The sequence below is a fragment of the Burkholderia sp. KL41 genome (genome assembly GCF_057005415.2).
The window spans coordinates 1,671,811-1,686,533 of sequence record NZ_CM174446.1 but is presented as its reverse complement, the minus strand read 5'-3'; the positions used below and the strand labels follow the sequence as shown (position 1 = coordinate 1,686,533).

Below are 14,723 nucleotides of genomic sequence, written 5' to 3'. Positions count from 1 at the left end.
TGGCAAGTGTTTTTATGCGGTCGCAGCAAAATAACGGGGCTCCAACCCCATATCATGCCTTCCGCCCCGCCCGCACGACGCCTTGCACCTCGCCGAGCAGCGTGCACGCGCGCTGCACCTGCGCCGAGTTCGACACCTCGACCGTGAACTGCATGAATGCCGCGTTGCGGCGGCTCTGCGTCTTCACGCCCACCACGTTCATCTTCTCGCGCGCGAACACTTCGGAGATATCGCGCAGCAACCCTTGCCGGTCGCTTGCCTCGATCATCAGGTCGACCGGATAGACGGACGCACCGCGCCCGCCGAGCACGTCGGCCGACCAGGTCGTCTGCAGCACGCGCTCCGGCGCGCGCTCGACCATCCGGCGGAACGTCGGGCAATCGGTGCGGTGGATCGACATCCCCTTGCCGCGCGTGACGAAGCCGCTGATCGGATCGGGCGGCGCCGGACGGCAGCAGCGCGCGAGCTGGGTCAGCAGCGCGTCGACGCCCACGACCAGCACGCCGGTCGACGCGCCGTGCGCCACGCTCGCGCCGCTGCTGCGCTTCTCGAAATCGGCGGGCGCTTCGGGCGCCGGCTCCGGCGGCGGCGCATCGGACAGCGCGTGCTCGACATTGCGAAGGCTGAACTCTTCCTTGCCGACGACCGAGAACAGCTCCTCGGGCGACTTGAAGCCGAGCTTCGCGGCGAGATTGTCCAGGTTGACCGATGTCTTGCCCTCGCGCTGCAGCGTCTTTTCGACGAGCGCGCGGCCATGCGAGATGTTTTCTTCCTGCTCGATCGAGTTGAACCATGCACGCACCTTCTGACGCGCGCGCGGGCTCTTCATGTAGCCGAGCTGCAGGTTCAGCCAGTCACGCGACGGCCCGCCCTCCTTCACCGCGACGATCTCGACCGTCTGGCCGTTTGCGAGCGGCGTGTTGAGCGGCACCATCGCGCCGTCGACGCGTGCGCCACGGCAGCGATGGCCAAGCTCGCTGTGCAGGTGGTACGCGAAATCGACCGGCGTCGCGCCCTGCGGCAACGCGATCACACGCGCCTGCGGCGTCAGCACGTAGATGTGGTCGTCGTCGAGCGACGTCTCGCGCAATTGGGCCCACGCCTTGTCGCCCGACTTTTCCGCGCCGTCCTCGACGTCATCCTTCCACGCGAGCAGCTGCCGCAGCCATGCGATCTTCTCGTCGTATTTGTCGCTCGCCGAGAACTGGCCGCCGTAGCCGCGCGCGCCGGCCTCCTTGTAGCGCCAGTGCGCGGCGACGCCGTACTCGGCGAAACGGTGCATCTCCTGCGTGCGGATCTGCACTTCGAACGCGCGGCCGTCATCGCCGATCACGACCGTATGCAGCGACTTGTAGCCGTTCGGCTTCGGCCGCGAGATGTAGTCGTCGAATTCCTTCGGCACCGGCTGCCACAGGTGATGCACGATGCCGAGCACCGCGTAGCAATCCTTGATGTCCGGCACGATCACGCGAAACGCGCGCACGTCGTACAGCTCGGAGAAATCGAGTTCCTTGCCGCGCATCTTGCGCCAGATGCTGTAGATATGCTTCGGCCGGCCGCTCACATCGGCCTGGATGTTCGCGTCCGCCAGCTCCTGCTGCAACCGGTCGATCGCCTGCGTGACGTACGCTTCGCGCTCGATGCGCTTCTCGTCGAGCAGCTTCGCGATCCGCTTGTAGGTGACGGGATCCTCGAAGCGGAACGCGAGATCCTCGAGCTCCCACTTCAGTTGCCAGATACCGAGACGGTTCGCGAGCGGCGCATAGATCTCGAGCGTCTCGCGCGCGACGTCGGGCGGCGGGTCGATCTTCGCGGCCGCGTAGTAGCGCAGCGACTGCAGGCGCGACGCGAGCCGGATCAACACCACGCGGATGTCTTGCGCGAACGCGAGCAGCATCTTGCGCAGCGCCTCGATCTGCGTACGCCGCTCTTCCGCCGTGTCACGCCCTGCATCGGGCACCGCGTTCTGCGCGGCACGCAGGCTGACGGTACCGAGCCGCAACAGCTTGCGCACGTCGGACACGAGCCGCGCCACTTCGTCGCCGAAACGCTCGGTGAGTTCGCGCTCGGGGTCGCTCAGGTGCGGCGTCAGCACGAACAGCGCGGCCGCCTGCATCGCGGGCGGATCGACGTTCAGCGTGCGCATGATCGACGCCGTGCCCGCCGAGTGATCGGCGAGCAGTTCGCCCGACGACAGGCGCGCGTCGCCGGCCCGTTCGCGCACGAACGCGAGCACGTCGTCGAACGACGGTGCCGCGACGGGGGAAGCGGAAACGGACTCGGTCATTGCTTGGCCTGGCGGAATACGATCATCGTCGGGTTACGTCCGGTTCAGCTCCGCTGTGCGGCGACCACCACGATCTCGACGAGCAGCGCCGGATCCGCGAGCTTCGCCTCGACGGTGGCGCGCGGCGGCGTGTTGCCCTGCGCGACCCATGCATCCCACTCCGCATTCATGCCGTCGAAATTCGCCAGATCGGAAATGTAGATCTGCACCGACAGCAGATGCGCCTTGTCGCTGTTCGCTTCGGCGAGCAGGCGGTCGATGTGGCCGAGCACTTCGCGCGTCTGGCCCTTGATGTCCTGCGTGGTGTCTTCGGCGATCTGGCCGGCCAGATACACGGTACCGTTGTGGATCGCGGTTTCGGAGAGTCGGGCCCCGACGTGGTGACGAATGACTGCCATGGAATGTTCCGGTCGTGAGTGGATGGAGATTCGGGTGACGGCACGGCCCGCGTGCCGTCGAACCGCATATTATGACGCGTTTATGCGCCGCCTTCGACGAAAAACCGCCGCGCGAGCGCAATCTGGCCGGCGTCGATGAACGCCGGCGCATGGCCCGCCCCTGGAATCTCCGCGTGCGTGACGTGCCGGCCACGACGCACCATGTCGGCCACCGTCTCGCGCGACAGCAGGTCGGACGTCTCGCCGCGCACGACGAGCAGCGATGCATCCGTCGTCTCGACGGCGTGCCACAGCGCGGCCTCGCCGAGTGCGGCCAACTCGGGCGTGGTTGCCTTGAACGGCTCGGCGATGCGCGGATCGTAGCGGACCGTCCAGCCGCCTTCGGGCAGTTCGCGCAGCAGCGGCCCGTTGATCTCGCGCCACTCGTCGGCGGTCAGCGCACCGAACGGCAGCGACAGCGACGTCAGATAGTCGACACCCTCCTGCTCGGTCGCAAAGCGCGGCTGCACGCCGAGATATTCGCCGATGCGCGTCAGCGAATCGGGTTCGATGCGCGGGCCGACGTCGTTGACGATCATCCGGCGCAGCGGCGAACCGGGCAGCCCCGCGAACGCCATGCCGATCAGGCCGCCCATCGACGTGCCGAACCAGTCGACCGATTCGACGTCGAGTCGCGCGATCAGCGTCACCATGTCGGCCACGTATTGCGGAATCGCGTAGAGCCGCGGATCGGCCAGCCAGTCCGATTGGCCGCGCCCGACGATGTCGGGGCAGACGACGCGATACGTATCGGACAGCGCCGTGGCGAGCCGGTCGAAATCGCGCCCGGAACGGGTCAGGCCGTGCACGCAAACCAGCACGCGCGGGTTCGCGGGATCGCCCCATTCGGTATAGGCGACGTGGTGAAGGCCGGCCGCGCTCGCACACTGCACGCGCCGCTGACGGGGAATCGGGGAGTTCACGGGGGAAGTGGGCATCGGAGGCGTCCTGCCGAACGGTGCGGCGCGATGGCATGTGGGCCCGGCCCGCCAGGGCAGCCGGGGGATGCGATCGATTGTAAACCCGTTCCGGATCACGAGTCGCCTGACCACCCTTGCGGGCTTGCGGCTCGTGCGAGCGCCAATGAAATGTCACGCGGCCGTGCGGAATCGGGCGCGGTGTTCCGTGTTCAGCAGGCTACCGATCCAGCCTCCCTTGCGGCCGCGGCGACGGCGCCGCGAACGCACCATCGTGCACCGGCCCGTCATGGCCGGGAAAGCGCGGCTATTTCTGCATGACCGCGCCGATGCTCGCACCGACCACGCACAGCGTGCCGGCGACCTGCAGCGTGCTCATCGGCTGCGCCAGCACGACATAACCGATCCCCGCAGCGATCGCGGGCTCGGCGCTCATCAGGATGCCGAATGCCGATGCGCTCATCCGTCGCAACGCAATCAGTTCGAGCACGTAAGGAAACAACGGGACGAGCACCGCCAGATACGCGGCATCGATCAGTTGGCCGGCCGGCAAGTGGCCGCCGCTTTGCGCCAGCCCGAACGGCGTCGTGACGAGCGCGGCCACGAACAGCGACGCGGACAGCCCTTGCAGCCCGTCGAACAGCGTGCCGACACGCTTCATCAACACGATATAGGCGGCCCAACCAAGCGCAGAGCCGACCGGAAAGACCAGCGCGGCCGGCGCCGTCACCCACATGCCGTCCTGCCGCGCCAGCAGCAGCACGCCAGCCAGCGCAAGTGCCGGCCATGCCAGCATCGCCGGCTTGCGCACGCCGATCGTGGCGACCGCCAGCGGCCCGAGAAAGTTGATCGCGACCGCGAGCCCGAGCGGCACGCGACGCACGGCTTCGAAGAAACACAGCGTCATCGCGGCCATCGCCGTGCCGAGCGCGATGGCCGCGATCCAGCGCTGCCGGGAATAGGTGTGGAGCGGCGGCCGGACGACAACGGCCAGCGCGAGCGCGGCGAAACAGAGCCGCAGCCAGGTCGTGCTGACGGTGCCGTACTCGATCGTCGCCGGCCTCGACAGCGCCGCGCCGAGCTGCACGCTGCACATCGACGCGACGGCCAGCAGCGGCGCCACCGCATTCGTGAAAGGCGACGCCGCGCGCTGCGCGACACCCGGTCGTACCGTACTCGATTCCTCGCTCATGCAACCGCTCCGGTTCAGTGACACGCCGATGCTAACCGCGGCCGCAGGCTTGATATAAGCTGATAATTCTTATGTCCGCATCAGGAATATTGATGACCCGCGATCTCGACAGCACCCTGCTGCGCACGTTCGTCACCGTGGTCGAAACCGGCAGCGTCAGCACGGCGGCAACGGCGCTGCATCGCACGCAGGCCGCCGTCAGCATGGCGCTGCGACGGCTCGAGGATGAAGTCGGCCAGCGCCTGCTCGAACGCTCGCCGCGCGGCGTCACGCCGACGGCCGCGGGCAACGTGCTGCTGCCGTATGCACACCAGTTGCTCGGCGTCGGGCTCGCCGCCCGCGCCGCGCTCGCCGCAGGCGACATCTCGGGCACCGTACGGCTCGGCGTCCTAGAGGACATCGCCGTCGGCCGTCTGCCGCACGCGTTGCGACAGTTCGCGGCGTCATTTCCGAACGTCGCGCTCGAGATCGTCGTCGATACGAGCCCCGTCCTGTCGCAGCGACTCTCGAGCCACGCACTGGATTTCGTGATCGGCGACCCCGCGCTGATCCGTGCAGAGCCGCTCGCGACGTGGCAGCATCCGCTGCACTGGGCGGCCGCAGCCACCACCAACCGGCTCCCTCACAACGAACCGGTACCGATCGTTGCGTTCGGCGGCACCTGCCCGTGGCAGGAAAAGCTGTTCTCGATGTTGCGCGACGCCGGCCGTGCGTGGCGCGTCATCTGCACCAGCACGAGCCTGTCCGCGATCCAGTCGGCGGTCGAGGCAGGCCTCGGCGTCGCAGTACTGCTCGACTGGAACGTGCGTCGCGACACGATGCGCGCACTCGATCCGCAGGCAGCCGGGTTGCCCGCGCCACCCGCCGCGGATTTCGGGCTGTTCAGCCGCGCGGACCTCGGCGATCACACGTCGGCGGCAGTCACGCTGCAACGCTTCCTGTTTCATGCGCTGCAGCTAGGTTCGCCCGACGACGGCACGCCCACCGGCGAACAACCCGTGGAATCGTTGCAGACCGCCGTCTGACGCGACCGGACGCACATGCCACAAACATAAACGCCCCGCATGCCTGACGGCATGCGGGGCGAATCGACATGAAAAAACTCAGGCGACCGCGCTGACGTCGAGCGGCGCGCCCGTCTTTGCCTGGATCTCGTCGGCGCTCACGCCATCGGCGAGCTCGAGGACCTTCAGGCCGGACGGCGTCACTTCGATCACGCCGAGATCGGTGATGATCAGGTCGACCACACCGACACCCGTCAACGGCAGGTTGCATTCCTCGAGGATCTTGTGCTGATCGCCCTTCGCGACATGCTCCATCAGCACGACGACACGCTTCACACCGGCGACGAGGTCCATCGCGCCGCCCATCCCCTTGATCATCTTGCCGGGGATCATCCAGTTCGCGAGATCGCCCTGCTTGCTGACCTGCATCGCGCCGAGGATCGCGAGGTTGATGTGGCCGCCGCGGATCATCGCAAACGAATCGGCCGACGAGAAGATCGACGAGCCCGGCAGCGTCGTGACGGTTTGCTTGCCGGCGTTGATGAGATCGGCGTCGACTTCGTCTTCGGTCGGCGACGGGCCGATGCCGAGCAGGCCGTTCTCCGACTGCAGCCACACCTCGACGCCTTCCGGCACGTGGTTCGCGACGAGCGTCGGCAGGCCGATGCCGAGGTTCACGTAGAAGCCGTCCTGCAGTTCCTTCGCCGCGCGCGCGGCCATCTGGTCACGATTCCAGGCCATGTCAGTCTCCTTTCGCGCGTACGACGCGTTGTTCGATGCGTTTTTCGGGCGTCGCGTTCAGCACGATGCGCTGCACGAAAATCCCCGGCGTGTGGATGTGATCCGGATCGAGCTCGCCGTTCTCGACGATTTCCTCGACCTCCGCGACGGTGATCTTGCCGGCCATCGCGCACATCGGGTTGAAGTTGCGCGCGGTGCGGCGATAGATCAGGTTGCCCGACTTGTCGGCCTTCCAGGCCTTCACGAGCGCGACATCGGCCGTCAGCGACGGTTCGAGCACGTAGTGGCGATCGCCGAACTGGCGCGTTTCCTTGCCTTCCGCGATCACGGTGCCGTAGCCCGTGTTCGTGAAGAACGCCGGGATGCCCGCGCCGCCCGCGCGCAGCTTTTCGGCGAGCGTGCCTTGCGGCGTGAATTCGAGTTCGAGTTCGCCGGCCAGGTACTGGCGCTCGAACTCCTTGTTCTCGCCGACGTACGACGAGATCATCTTCTTGATCTGGCGCGTTTCCAGCAACAGGCCGAGGCCGAAACCGTCGACGCCCGCGTTGTTGCTGATGCAGGTGATGCCCTTGACGGCCGAATCGCGCAACGCCGCGATCAGCGCCTCCGGAATCCCGCACAGGCCGAAGCCGCCCACCGCGAAGGTCTGTCCGTCACGGACGATCCCTTCCAGCGCGGCAGCCGCGCTTGGATAGACTTTGTTCATCTGTTGTCCCTTCCTCTATGGAAACCAGCGAAACCGGTTCACGCGCCACGTGGCCCGCAAGCCCGCCGCATCATTCTATGCATGCACGGCGATGCCTGCGTCGAGGCGCGCTGTTTTTATACCGCGGCAAACCGCCACGAGATGCCTGAAAGGGTACGATGCGGCGCGGATGCGGCACAATACGCAAAAATACATAAGCGTTTGCCTCCGCTTGCCTGCGCCATGCCCGCTCTCGATTACCAGACCGCCTTCCACCTCGCGCCGCTCGGCCTCGTCCTGTCGCGCGACCGCGTGATCGAGGATTGCAACGACGCGCTCGCGTCGATCTTCCGCTGCGTGCGGGCCGACCTGATCGGGAAATCGTACGAGGTGCTCTACCCGTCGACGGACGAATTCCAGCGAATCGGCGAACGTATCGCGCGCGTGATGGCCGCGAACGGCATCTACTCGGATGACAGAATCATGAAACGCGCGGACGGCGAGCTGTTCTGGTGCCACGTCACCGGCCGCGCGCTCGACCGCACCGCACCGCTCGCGGCAGGCGTCTGGACCTTCGAGGATTTGAGCGCGACGCGCCGGGTCGCCGTCGAACTGACCCCGCGCGAGCGCGAGATCGCCGCCCAGCTCGCGACCGGCAAGACCAGCAAGCAGATCGGGCGCGTGCTCGACATCAGCTCGCGCACGGTCGACATCTACCGCGCGCGGCTGATGCGCAAGTACGGCACCAACAATACGCCGGAGCTGCTGCAGCGCCTGCTCGGGCAGTGAATGGCGGCTCCCGGATGACAATCGGCCGCGCATGGCGGCCGATTCGTGAAACAGCAGGCATGGCGTGCCGCCGACGCCCGGGCGCCGGCCTCGCCGTGCCGACGCTCAGCCGACCTTCGTCGCGAGCGCGCGCTCGATCGTGTCGCGCAGCAACTGGGGCAGCGGTACCGACTTGCCGAGCGCGTAGTCGACCCACACGCAGCGCGCCTTGCCGCGCGCATAGACGTGCTGCGGATCATCCGCGCGCGTAAGCTCGAAACCGGTGTCGAAGCTGCTCCGGCCGGGTTTCGCGGCCGACATCCTCGCGATCACGTCGCCCGGATAGTGCAGTTGCTTGAGGAATTCCATCGACGCCGTGACGATGACGGGCCCCTGCCCCTCGCCATTGCCGCCGGCGATGCCGAGCTCCTCGAACCACGAGATCCGCGCCTGCTCCATGTAGCGGAAATAGACCGTGTTGTTCACATGGCCGAACGCGTCCATGTCGCCCCAGCGGATCGGCATCGACATCTCAAATACGGGGGAGTAATCGCTTGTTGCGCTCATTGCGGCCTTCTTTGTTGCTGAATGTCATCCGCTCAGGCGAGGCCGAAGCCGTCGTCGGCGGAGATAATCGAGCCATTGATGAACTGCGACTCGTCGGCCGCGAGCAGCAACAACAGCCCGTCGAGATCCTGCGGCTTGCCGACGCGCCGGCGCGGCAGCATCGACTGCAGCTTCTGGCCCTGCTCGGTTTCCCACAGGTAATGATTGATTTCGGTATCGATATAACCCGGACAGATCGCGTTGACGTTGATCCCGTGGCGCCCCCACTCGAGCGCCATCGCGCGCGTCATCTGCACGACCGCGGCCTTGCTCATCGCGTACAGCCCGATCTGCGGGAACACGCGCAGGCCGGCTACCGATGCGATGTTGATGATCCGGCACGGCGGCTTGCCGTTGCCGCTGCCGTTCGCGCGCATGATCATCCGTTTCGCGACTTCCTGCGCGACGAAAAACGCGCCGCGCGTGTTGGTATCGAACACGAACTCGAAATCGGCCGGCGTCACGTCGACGAGCTTCTGCATCGTCGAGACACCCGAATTGTTCACGAGGATGTCGATCGTGCCGGCCTCCGTTTCCGCATGCGCGACCGCCGCCTTGATGCTCTGGACGTCGGTGACGTCGAGCGACACGACGTGCGCAGCGCCGCCCGCCGCCTCGATCTCGGCACGCAACTCCTTCAGGCGCTCGACGCGACGACTCGCGAGCACGACCTTTGCACCGGCCTGCGACAGCACCTGCGCAAAACGCTGCCCCAGGCCGCTCGACGCCCCCGTGACCAGCGCAACCTTGCCTTCCAGATTGATCGAACGACCCATTTGCACATCCCCTTTCGATGTCGTTTCGCCGCTACGGGCAGCACGGCCCGAGCGGCATTACCCTAGCACAAAAATAGAACGATCGTGCTAATCTAGCCGCATGCTGTTGCGGCAAGCGTTTCGTTTCGCAGACAATACGCTCCCGAATAAAAGCATTCTAACGGTTAGAGGAACGCCAATGACCCCCGCAAGCCTCATCGAGCAATACGGCCCGCGCGAATCGATGGAATACGACGTCGTGATCGTCGGCGGCGGCCCCGCCGGGCTGTCGGCGGCGATCCGGCTCAAGCAGCTGGCCGCCGAGAAAGGCACCGAGATCGGCGTGTGCGTGCTCGAGAAGGGTTCCGAGATCGGCGCGCACATCCTGTCGGGCGCGGTGATGGACCCGCGCGCGATCACCGAACTGTTCCCCGACTGGAAGGAACGCGGCGCGCCGCTCGACGTCGAGGTGACGGAAGACCGCTTCCTGTTCCTGTCCGAGAAAAGCGCGGTCACCACGCCGAACTGGGCGCTGCCCGCCAACTTCCAGAACCACGGCAACTACGTGATTTCGCTGGGCAACGTGACCCGCTGGCTGGGCCAGCAGGCCGAGGCGCTGGGCGTCGAGATCTTCCCGGGCTTCCCCGCTGCGGAGATTCTCTACAACGACGACGGCTCGGTCAAAGGCGTCGCCACCGGCAACATGGGCGTGGGCAAGGACGGCGAGCCGACCGAGAACTTCCAGCTCGGCATGGAACTGCACGCAAAGTACACGCTGTTCGCCGAAGGCTGCCGCGGCCACCTCGGCCGCCAGCTGATCGCGAAGTTCAAGCTCGACGCGAACGCCGATCCGCAGGCTTACGGGATCGGCATCAAGGAGCTGTGGGAAATCGATCCCGCGAAGCACAAGCCGGGCCTCGTGATCCACACGGCGGGCTGGCCGCTGAAGTCGGACACCTACGGCGGCTCGTTCCTGTACCACATGGACAACAATCAGGTGGTGGTCGGCTTCGTGGTGGGCCTCGGCTACACGAACCCGTACCTGTCGCCGTTCGAGGAATTCCAGCGCTACAAGACGCATCCGTCGATCCGCGCGTTCCTGGAAGGCGGCAAGCGCGTGTCGTACGGCGCGCGCGCGATTACGGCGGGCGGGCTGCTGTCGCTGCCGAAGACGGTGTTCCCGGGCGGCGCGCTGATCGGCGACGACGCGGGTTTCCTGAACGCGTCGCGGATCAAGGGCAGCCACGCAGCAATCAAGACCGGCATGCTGGCCGCCGACGCCGCGTTCGACGCGGTGCAGGCGGGCCGTCAGTCGGACGAGCTCAACGCGTACCCGGATGCGTTCAAGCAATCGTGGCTGTACACGGAGCTGTACCGCGCGCGCAACTTCAAGCAGTGGATGGCCAAGGGCCTGTACCTCGGTACGCTGATGGTCGGGCTCGAGCAGAAGGTGATGGGCGGCAACGTGCCGTGGACGCTGCATCACAAGCACGCGGACCACGAGATGCTGAAGCCGGCGTCGCAGTGCGAGCCGATCGAATACCCGAAGCCGGACGGCAAGCTGACGTTCGACCGGCTGTCGTCGGTGTTCATCTCGAACACGAACCATGAAGAGAACCAGCCGGCGCACCTGACGCTGAAGGATGCAAACGTGCCGGTGAACGTGAACCTGCGCACGTATGCAGGGCCGGAGGGCCGCTTCTGCCCGGCGGCGGTGTACGAGTTCGTGAAGAACGACGACGGCAGCGATCGCCTCGTGATCAACGCGCAGAACTGCGTGCACTGCAAGACCTGCGACATCAAGGACCCGACGCAGAACATCGTGTGGGTCACGCCGGAAGGCGGCGGCGGGCCGAATTACCCGAACATGTAATCCGCCACGACGCGCCGCCGCGAGCGGCGCGTTTTTGCTGGTCGCCACAAACGAAACGGGGCGCTGCCTGAAGCAGCGCCCCGTTTTGCATTCCCATTCGCGAGGCGTGCCGCGCCCCGCCCGCTTGTGTCAGGTCGCGCTACCGGCGATCTTCGGCGTCGACGTCTCGACGTCCCCGCACTGCGCGCGATGGCGCAGCGCGTGATCGATCAGCACCAGTGCGAGCATCGACTCGGCGATCGGCGTCGCACGGATGCCGACGCACGGATCGTGGCGGCCGAACGTTTCCACCGTCGCCTCGTCGCCCGCCTTCGTGATCGAACGGCGCGGCGTGCGGATGCTCGACGTCGGCTTGATCGCGATCGACACGGTGATGTCCTGCCCCGTCGAAATCCCGCCGAGCACGCCGCCCGCATGGTTGCCGACGAAACCGCCCGGCGTCAGCTCGTCGCCGTGCATCGAGCCGCGCTGCGCGACGCTGTCGAAACCCGCACCGATCTCGACGCCCTTCACCGCGTTGATGCTCATCATCGCCTTCGCGATGTCCGCATCGAGACGGTCGAACACCGGCTCGCCCCAGCCGACCGGCACGCCCGACGCGACGACGTCGATACGCGCGCCGATCGAATCGCCATCCTTGCGCAGCGCATCCATGTACGCCTCGAGCTCCGGCACGACCGCCGCATTCGGCGAGAAGAACGGATTCTCGTGCACGTGCGACCAGTCGACGAACGGCACGTCGATTTCGCCAAGGCCGCTCATGTAGCCGCGCACCTCGACGCCGAAGCGCTCGCGCAGCCACTTCTTCGCGACCGCACCCGCGCCGACGATCGGCGCGGTCAGGCGCGCGGACGAACGGCCGCCGCCGCGGTAGTCGCGGATGCCGTATTTCTGCCAGTAGGTGTAGTCGGCGTGGCCGGGACGGAACGTCTCGACGATGTTGCCGTAGTCCTTGCTGCGCTGGTCGGTGTTGCGGATCAGCAGTGCGATCGGCGTACCGGTCGTCAAGCCTTCGAACACGCCCGACAGGATCTCGACCTGGTCAGCCTCCTGCCGTTGCGTCACGTGACGCGACGTGCCCGGCTTGCGGCGATCGAGTTCGACCTGGATGTCGGCTTCGGTCAGCCCCATTCCCGGCGGGCAGCCGTCGATCACGCAACCGATCGCGGGACCGTGCGATTCGCCGAAGGTCGTGACAGTGAAAAGCGTGCCGAGGGTATTGCCGGACATGATGGAACCGCCCAAAGAGAAATGGGCAAACCGATGCGCTGCCCGGGCCGCGGGCAGATCGATCGTTTGCCGGTCGAGAAAAGTGGTAAGCCGCTATTATGCCAGCCGTCCCGCGCCCGCGGGCCGCGGGCCGCATGAAAGGCAGCCCGGACGCGCGGAACGTGCGCGCGCGGGCCGGCCTGTGCGGCGCAAGCCCGTCCGGCCCGGTTGCAGCCGAACGCATCCGGATGGGCGCCCGCCTACTTCCGCGCGCCGCGCAGTTCGGTTACCGCGGCCTGCAACGACTCGGGCGTCGCGACCGACGCCGGGACCGGCTCGCCGACCGCCAGCGTCAGCCGGCTCATCACGCCGCGCTTGATGGGTCGCGGCATCCGCGCATCGGAATGCCGCGAAAAATAGCTGCCCCACAGCCCGCGCAGCGCCATCGGAATCACGGGTGCCGGCGTGCGGCCCAGGATTTCCGTGATGCCGTGGTGGAACGTGTTGATGTCGCCCGTCTTGGTCAGCTTGCCCTCGGGGAAGATGCACACGAGTTCGCCGTCCTTCAGCGCGGCCTCACATGCGTCGTACGCGCGCGCGAGCATCGCGGGATCCTCGTGGCGCGGCGCGATCGGGATCGCCTTCGCATGCCGGAATACCCAGTTCGCGAAGCGCGTCTTGAAGATCCGGTGATCCATCACGAAACGGATCGGGCGCGGGCTCGCGGCGGCCAGCACGAGCGCATCGACGTAGCTGACGTGGTTGCACACGAGCACGGCCGCGCCTTCCGCCGGAATCCTCTCCGCGTGCACGAGACGAATCCGGTAGAACGTGTGGACGAGCACCCACGCGACGAAGCGGAGCAGGAACTCCGGCACGAGCAGATAGATATAGGCCGCGACGATCACGTTCAACAGCGCGGTGACGAGGAACAGCCCCGGGATGTCGACGCCGGCCTTGGTCAGCCCCATCGCCATCACGGCCGACAGGATCATGAACAGCGCGTTCAGGATGTTGTTCGCGGCGATGATCCGCGCGCGGTGCGTCGGCGCGCTGCGGCTCTGGATCAGCGCGTACAGCGGCACGCTGTAGAAGCCGCCGAACATCGCGAGCAGGAACAGGTCCGCCAGGATGCGCCAGTGGCGCGCGCCGGCCAGGAATTCGCCGACCGACAGCAGATGGCCGAGCGACGGCAGCGCGCGGCTCGCGAAATACAGCTCGATCGCGAACACGCTGATGCCGATCGAGCCGAGCGGCACGAGGCCGATCTCGACGCGCCGCTGCGACAGCCGTTCGCACAGCAGCGAACCGAGGCCGATACCGACCGAGAACGTCGCGAGCAGGACCGTGACGACGTCAGGGCTCGCCGACAGCACGTCCTTCGCGAAATTGAAGAACGACGTGAGGAACGTCGCGCCGACGAACCACAGCCACGAGATGCCGAGCAGGCTCAGGAACACGGTGCGGTTCTGGCGTGCGAGCCCGAGGTTGCGCCAGGTCTCGCTGACCGGATTCCAGTTGATCACGAGATCGGGCTGCGGCGCCGGCGTGGAAGGCACACGCTGCGCGACGAGGCGCCCCGCGATCGCGATGACGAGCACGCTCACCGCGAGCACGCGCTCGCCGGCACCTTCGATGCCCGCGGCCGCGCCGCCGATGATCGTGCCGATCAGGATCGCGATGAACGTGCCCATCTCGACGAGGCCGTTGCCGCCGACCAGCTCATGCTCGCCGAGATGCTGCGGCAGGTACGAATACTTGACGGGCCCGAACAGCGTCGAGTGCATCCCCATCATGAACGTGCACAGATACAGCAGCGGCGCGCTGTGCATGACGAAGCCCGCCGCGCCGACCAGCATCAGCACGATCTCGAAGGTCTTCACGAAACGCGTGAGGGTCGCCTTGTCGTACTTGTCGGCGATCTGGCCGGACGTCGCCGAGAACAGCACGAACGGCAGGATGAAGATCGCGGAAATCAGGAAGGCCGCCGTCTTCGCATCGACACCGGCGAACCGCGCGGTGTGATAGGTGACGAGCGACGTGAAGCCGATCTTGAAGACGTTGTCGTTCAGCGCACCGAGGAACTGGGTCGTGAAGAACGGCGCGAAACGGCGCTCGCGCAGCAGGTCGAACTGCGACGCGTGCGCGTGCCGTTCGTCGCTCCGCCTGGAAGTGGCTTGCGTTTGATCGCTCATGCGGAATACGCGCGCGCCGTCTGGGCGACGCTGCGCGGGCCTTGTATGGTCATT

At 66.5% G+C, this 14,723-nt stretch carries 13 protein-coding genes; 3 read left to right on the top strand and 10 right to left on the bottom strand.

Annotation, left to right across the window (positions count from 1 at the left end; all coding sequences use genetic code 11):
* Window positions 1-52: 52 nt before the first annotated feature.
* The 4 genes from PQB87_RS07870 to PQB87_RS07855 form a co-directional block, all read right to left on the bottom strand.
* Window positions 53-2,287 (bottom strand): RelA/SpoT family protein, encoded by a 2,235-nt coding sequence (locus PQB87_RS07870; protein WP_059682811.1) that lies wholly within the window; start codon window positions 2,285-2,287, stop codon window positions 53-55.
* A gap of 44 nt (window positions 2,288-2,331) precedes the next feature.
* Complete coding sequence (locus PQB87_RS07865) at window positions 2,332-2,685, bottom strand: RidA family protein (RefSeq protein WP_021162422.1); 354 nt, start codon at window positions 2,683-2,685, stop codon at window positions 2,332-2,334.
* A gap of 80 nt (window positions 2,686-2,765) precedes the next feature.
* Complete coding sequence (locus tag PQB87_RS07860) at window positions 2,766-3,662, bottom strand: alpha/beta fold hydrolase (protein WP_111942013.1); 897 nt, start codon at window positions 3,660-3,662, stop codon at window positions 2,766-2,768.
* Between the two features lie 286 nt (window positions 3,663-3,948).
* Complete coding sequence (locus PQB87_RS07855) at window positions 3,949-4,833, bottom strand: EamA family transporter (RefSeq protein ID WP_059619493.1); 885 nt, start codon at window positions 4,831-4,833, stop codon at window positions 3,949-3,951.
* 92 nt (window positions 4,834-4,925) lie between these two features.
* On the opposite strand from PQB87_RS07855, the gene PQB87_RS07850 reads away from it, so the two are divergent.
* On the top strand, window positions 4,926-5,858 hold the full coding sequence (locus tag PQB87_RS07850) for a LysR family transcriptional regulator (RefSeq protein WP_489242787.1): 933 nt from the start codon (window positions 4,926-4,928) through the stop codon (window positions 5,856-5,858).
* A 78-nt stretch (window positions 5,859-5,936) separates the two neighbouring features.
* Here PQB87_RS07850 and PQB87_RS07845 read toward each other — a convergent pair whose 3' ends face one another.
* Together PQB87_RS07845 and PQB87_RS07840 are read right to left on the bottom strand one after the other, a co-directional pair.
* A complete protein-coding gene (locus tag PQB87_RS07845) occupies window positions 5,937-6,578 on the bottom strand; it encodes a CoA transferase subunit B (protein ID WP_021162427.1) in 642 nt (213 codons plus the stop codon).
* 1 nt (window position 6,579) lies between these two features.
* Window positions 6,580-7,284, bottom strand: coding sequence for a CoA transferase subunit A (locus PQB87_RS07840; RefSeq protein WP_021162428.1), 705 nt, complete (start codon window positions 7,282-7,284; stop codon window positions 6,580-6,582).
* A gap of 222 nt (window positions 7,285-7,506) precedes the next feature.
* Here PQB87_RS07840 and PQB87_RS07835 point away from each other — a divergent pair, with 222 nt between their 5' ends.
* Entirely contained in the window at window positions 7,507-8,052 is a 546-nt protein-coding gene (locus PQB87_RS07835) for a LuxR C-terminal-related transcriptional regulator (RefSeq protein WP_021162430.1), read from the top strand.
* 105 nt (window positions 8,053-8,157) lie between these two features.
* On the opposite strand, the gene PQB87_RS07830 is transcribed toward PQB87_RS07835, so the two are convergent.
* A complete protein-coding gene (locus tag PQB87_RS07830; protein WP_059682819.1) occupies window positions 8,158-8,598 on the bottom strand; it encodes an acyl-CoA thioesterase in 441 nt (146 codons plus the stop codon).
* Window positions 8,599-8,630: 32 nt separating this feature from the next.
* A complete protein-coding gene (locus PQB87_RS07825; RefSeq protein ID WP_011351770.1) occupies window positions 8,631-9,413 on the bottom strand; it encodes an SDR family oxidoreductase in 783 nt (260 codons plus the stop codon).
* Window positions 9,414-9,591: 178 nt separating this feature from the next.
* Between PQB87_RS07825 and PQB87_RS07820 the strand changes: the two genes are divergently transcribed.
* On the top strand, window positions 9,592-11,265 hold the full coding sequence (locus tag PQB87_RS07820; RefSeq protein WP_060151308.1) for an electron transfer flavoprotein-ubiquinone oxidoreductase: 1,674 nt from the start codon (window positions 9,592-9,594) through the stop codon (window positions 11,263-11,265).
* Window positions 11,266-11,394: 129 nt separating this feature from the next.
* On the opposite strand, the gene aroC is transcribed toward PQB87_RS07820, so the two are convergent.
* Together aroC and PQB87_RS07810 are read right to left on the bottom strand one after the other, a co-directional pair.
* Entirely contained in the window at window positions 11,395-12,495 is a 1,101-nt protein-coding gene (gene aroC, locus PQB87_RS07815) for a chorismate synthase (protein WP_059687303.1), read from the bottom strand.
* Between the two features lie 239 nt (window positions 12,496-12,734).
* Window positions 12,735-14,669, bottom strand: coding sequence for an MFS transporter (locus PQB87_RS07810; protein ID WP_489242786.1), 1,935 nt, complete (start codon window positions 14,667-14,669; stop codon window positions 12,735-12,737).
* Window positions 14,670-14,723: the final 54 nt, after the last annotated feature.

Excerpts from the sequence above, each read along its gene's own strand:
- PQB87_RS07855 (WP_059619493.1), bottom strand. The coding sequence starts at position 4,833 with ATGAGCGAGGAATCGAGTACGGTACGACCGGGTGTCGCGCAGCGCGCG.
- PQB87_RS07810 (WP_489242786.1), bottom strand. The coding sequence starts at position 14,669 with ATGAGCGATCAAACGCAAGCCACTTCCAGGCGGAGCGACGAACGGCAC.
- aroC (WP_059687303.1), bottom strand. The coding sequence starts at position 12,495 with ATGTCCGGCAATACCCTCGGCACGCTTTTCACTGTCACGACCTTCGGC.
- PQB87_RS07850 (WP_489242787.1), top strand. The coding sequence starts at position 4,926 with ATGACCCGCGATCTCGACAGCACCCTGCTGCGCACGTTCGTCACCGTG.
- PQB87_RS07835 (WP_021162430.1), top strand. The coding sequence starts at position 7,507 with ATGCCCGCTCTCGATTACCAGACCGCCTTCCACCTCGCGCCGCTCGGC.
- PQB87_RS07845 (WP_021162427.1), bottom strand. The coding sequence starts at position 6,578 with ATGGCCTGGAATCGTGACCAGATGGCCGCGCGCGCGGCGAAGGAACTG.
- PQB87_RS07860 (WP_111942013.1), bottom strand. The coding sequence starts at position 3,662 with ATGCCCACTTCCCCCGTGAACTCCCCGATTCCCCGTCAGCGGCGCGTG.
- PQB87_RS07820 (WP_060151308.1), top strand. The coding sequence starts at position 9,592 with ATGACCCCCGCAAGCCTCATCGAGCAATACGGCCCGCGCGAATCGATG.
- PQB87_RS07865 (WP_021162422.1), bottom strand. The coding sequence starts at position 2,685 with ATGGCAGTCATTCGTCACCACGTCGGGGCCCGACTCTCCGAAACCGCG.
- PQB87_RS07870 (WP_059682811.1), bottom strand. The coding sequence starts at position 2,287 with ATGACCGAGTCCGTTTCCGCTTCCCCCGTCGCGGCACCGTCGTTCGAC.
- PQB87_RS07830 (WP_059682819.1), bottom strand. The coding sequence starts at position 8,598 with ATGAGCGCAACAAGCGATTACTCCCCCGTATTTGAGATGTCGATGCCG.
- PQB87_RS07825 (WP_011351770.1), bottom strand. The coding sequence starts at position 9,413 with ATGGGTCGTTCGATCAATCTGGAAGGCAAGGTTGCGCTGGTCACGGGG.
- PQB87_RS07840 (WP_021162428.1), bottom strand. The coding sequence starts at position 7,284 with ATGAACAAAGTCTATCCAAGCGCGGCTGCCGCGCTGGAAGGGATCGTC.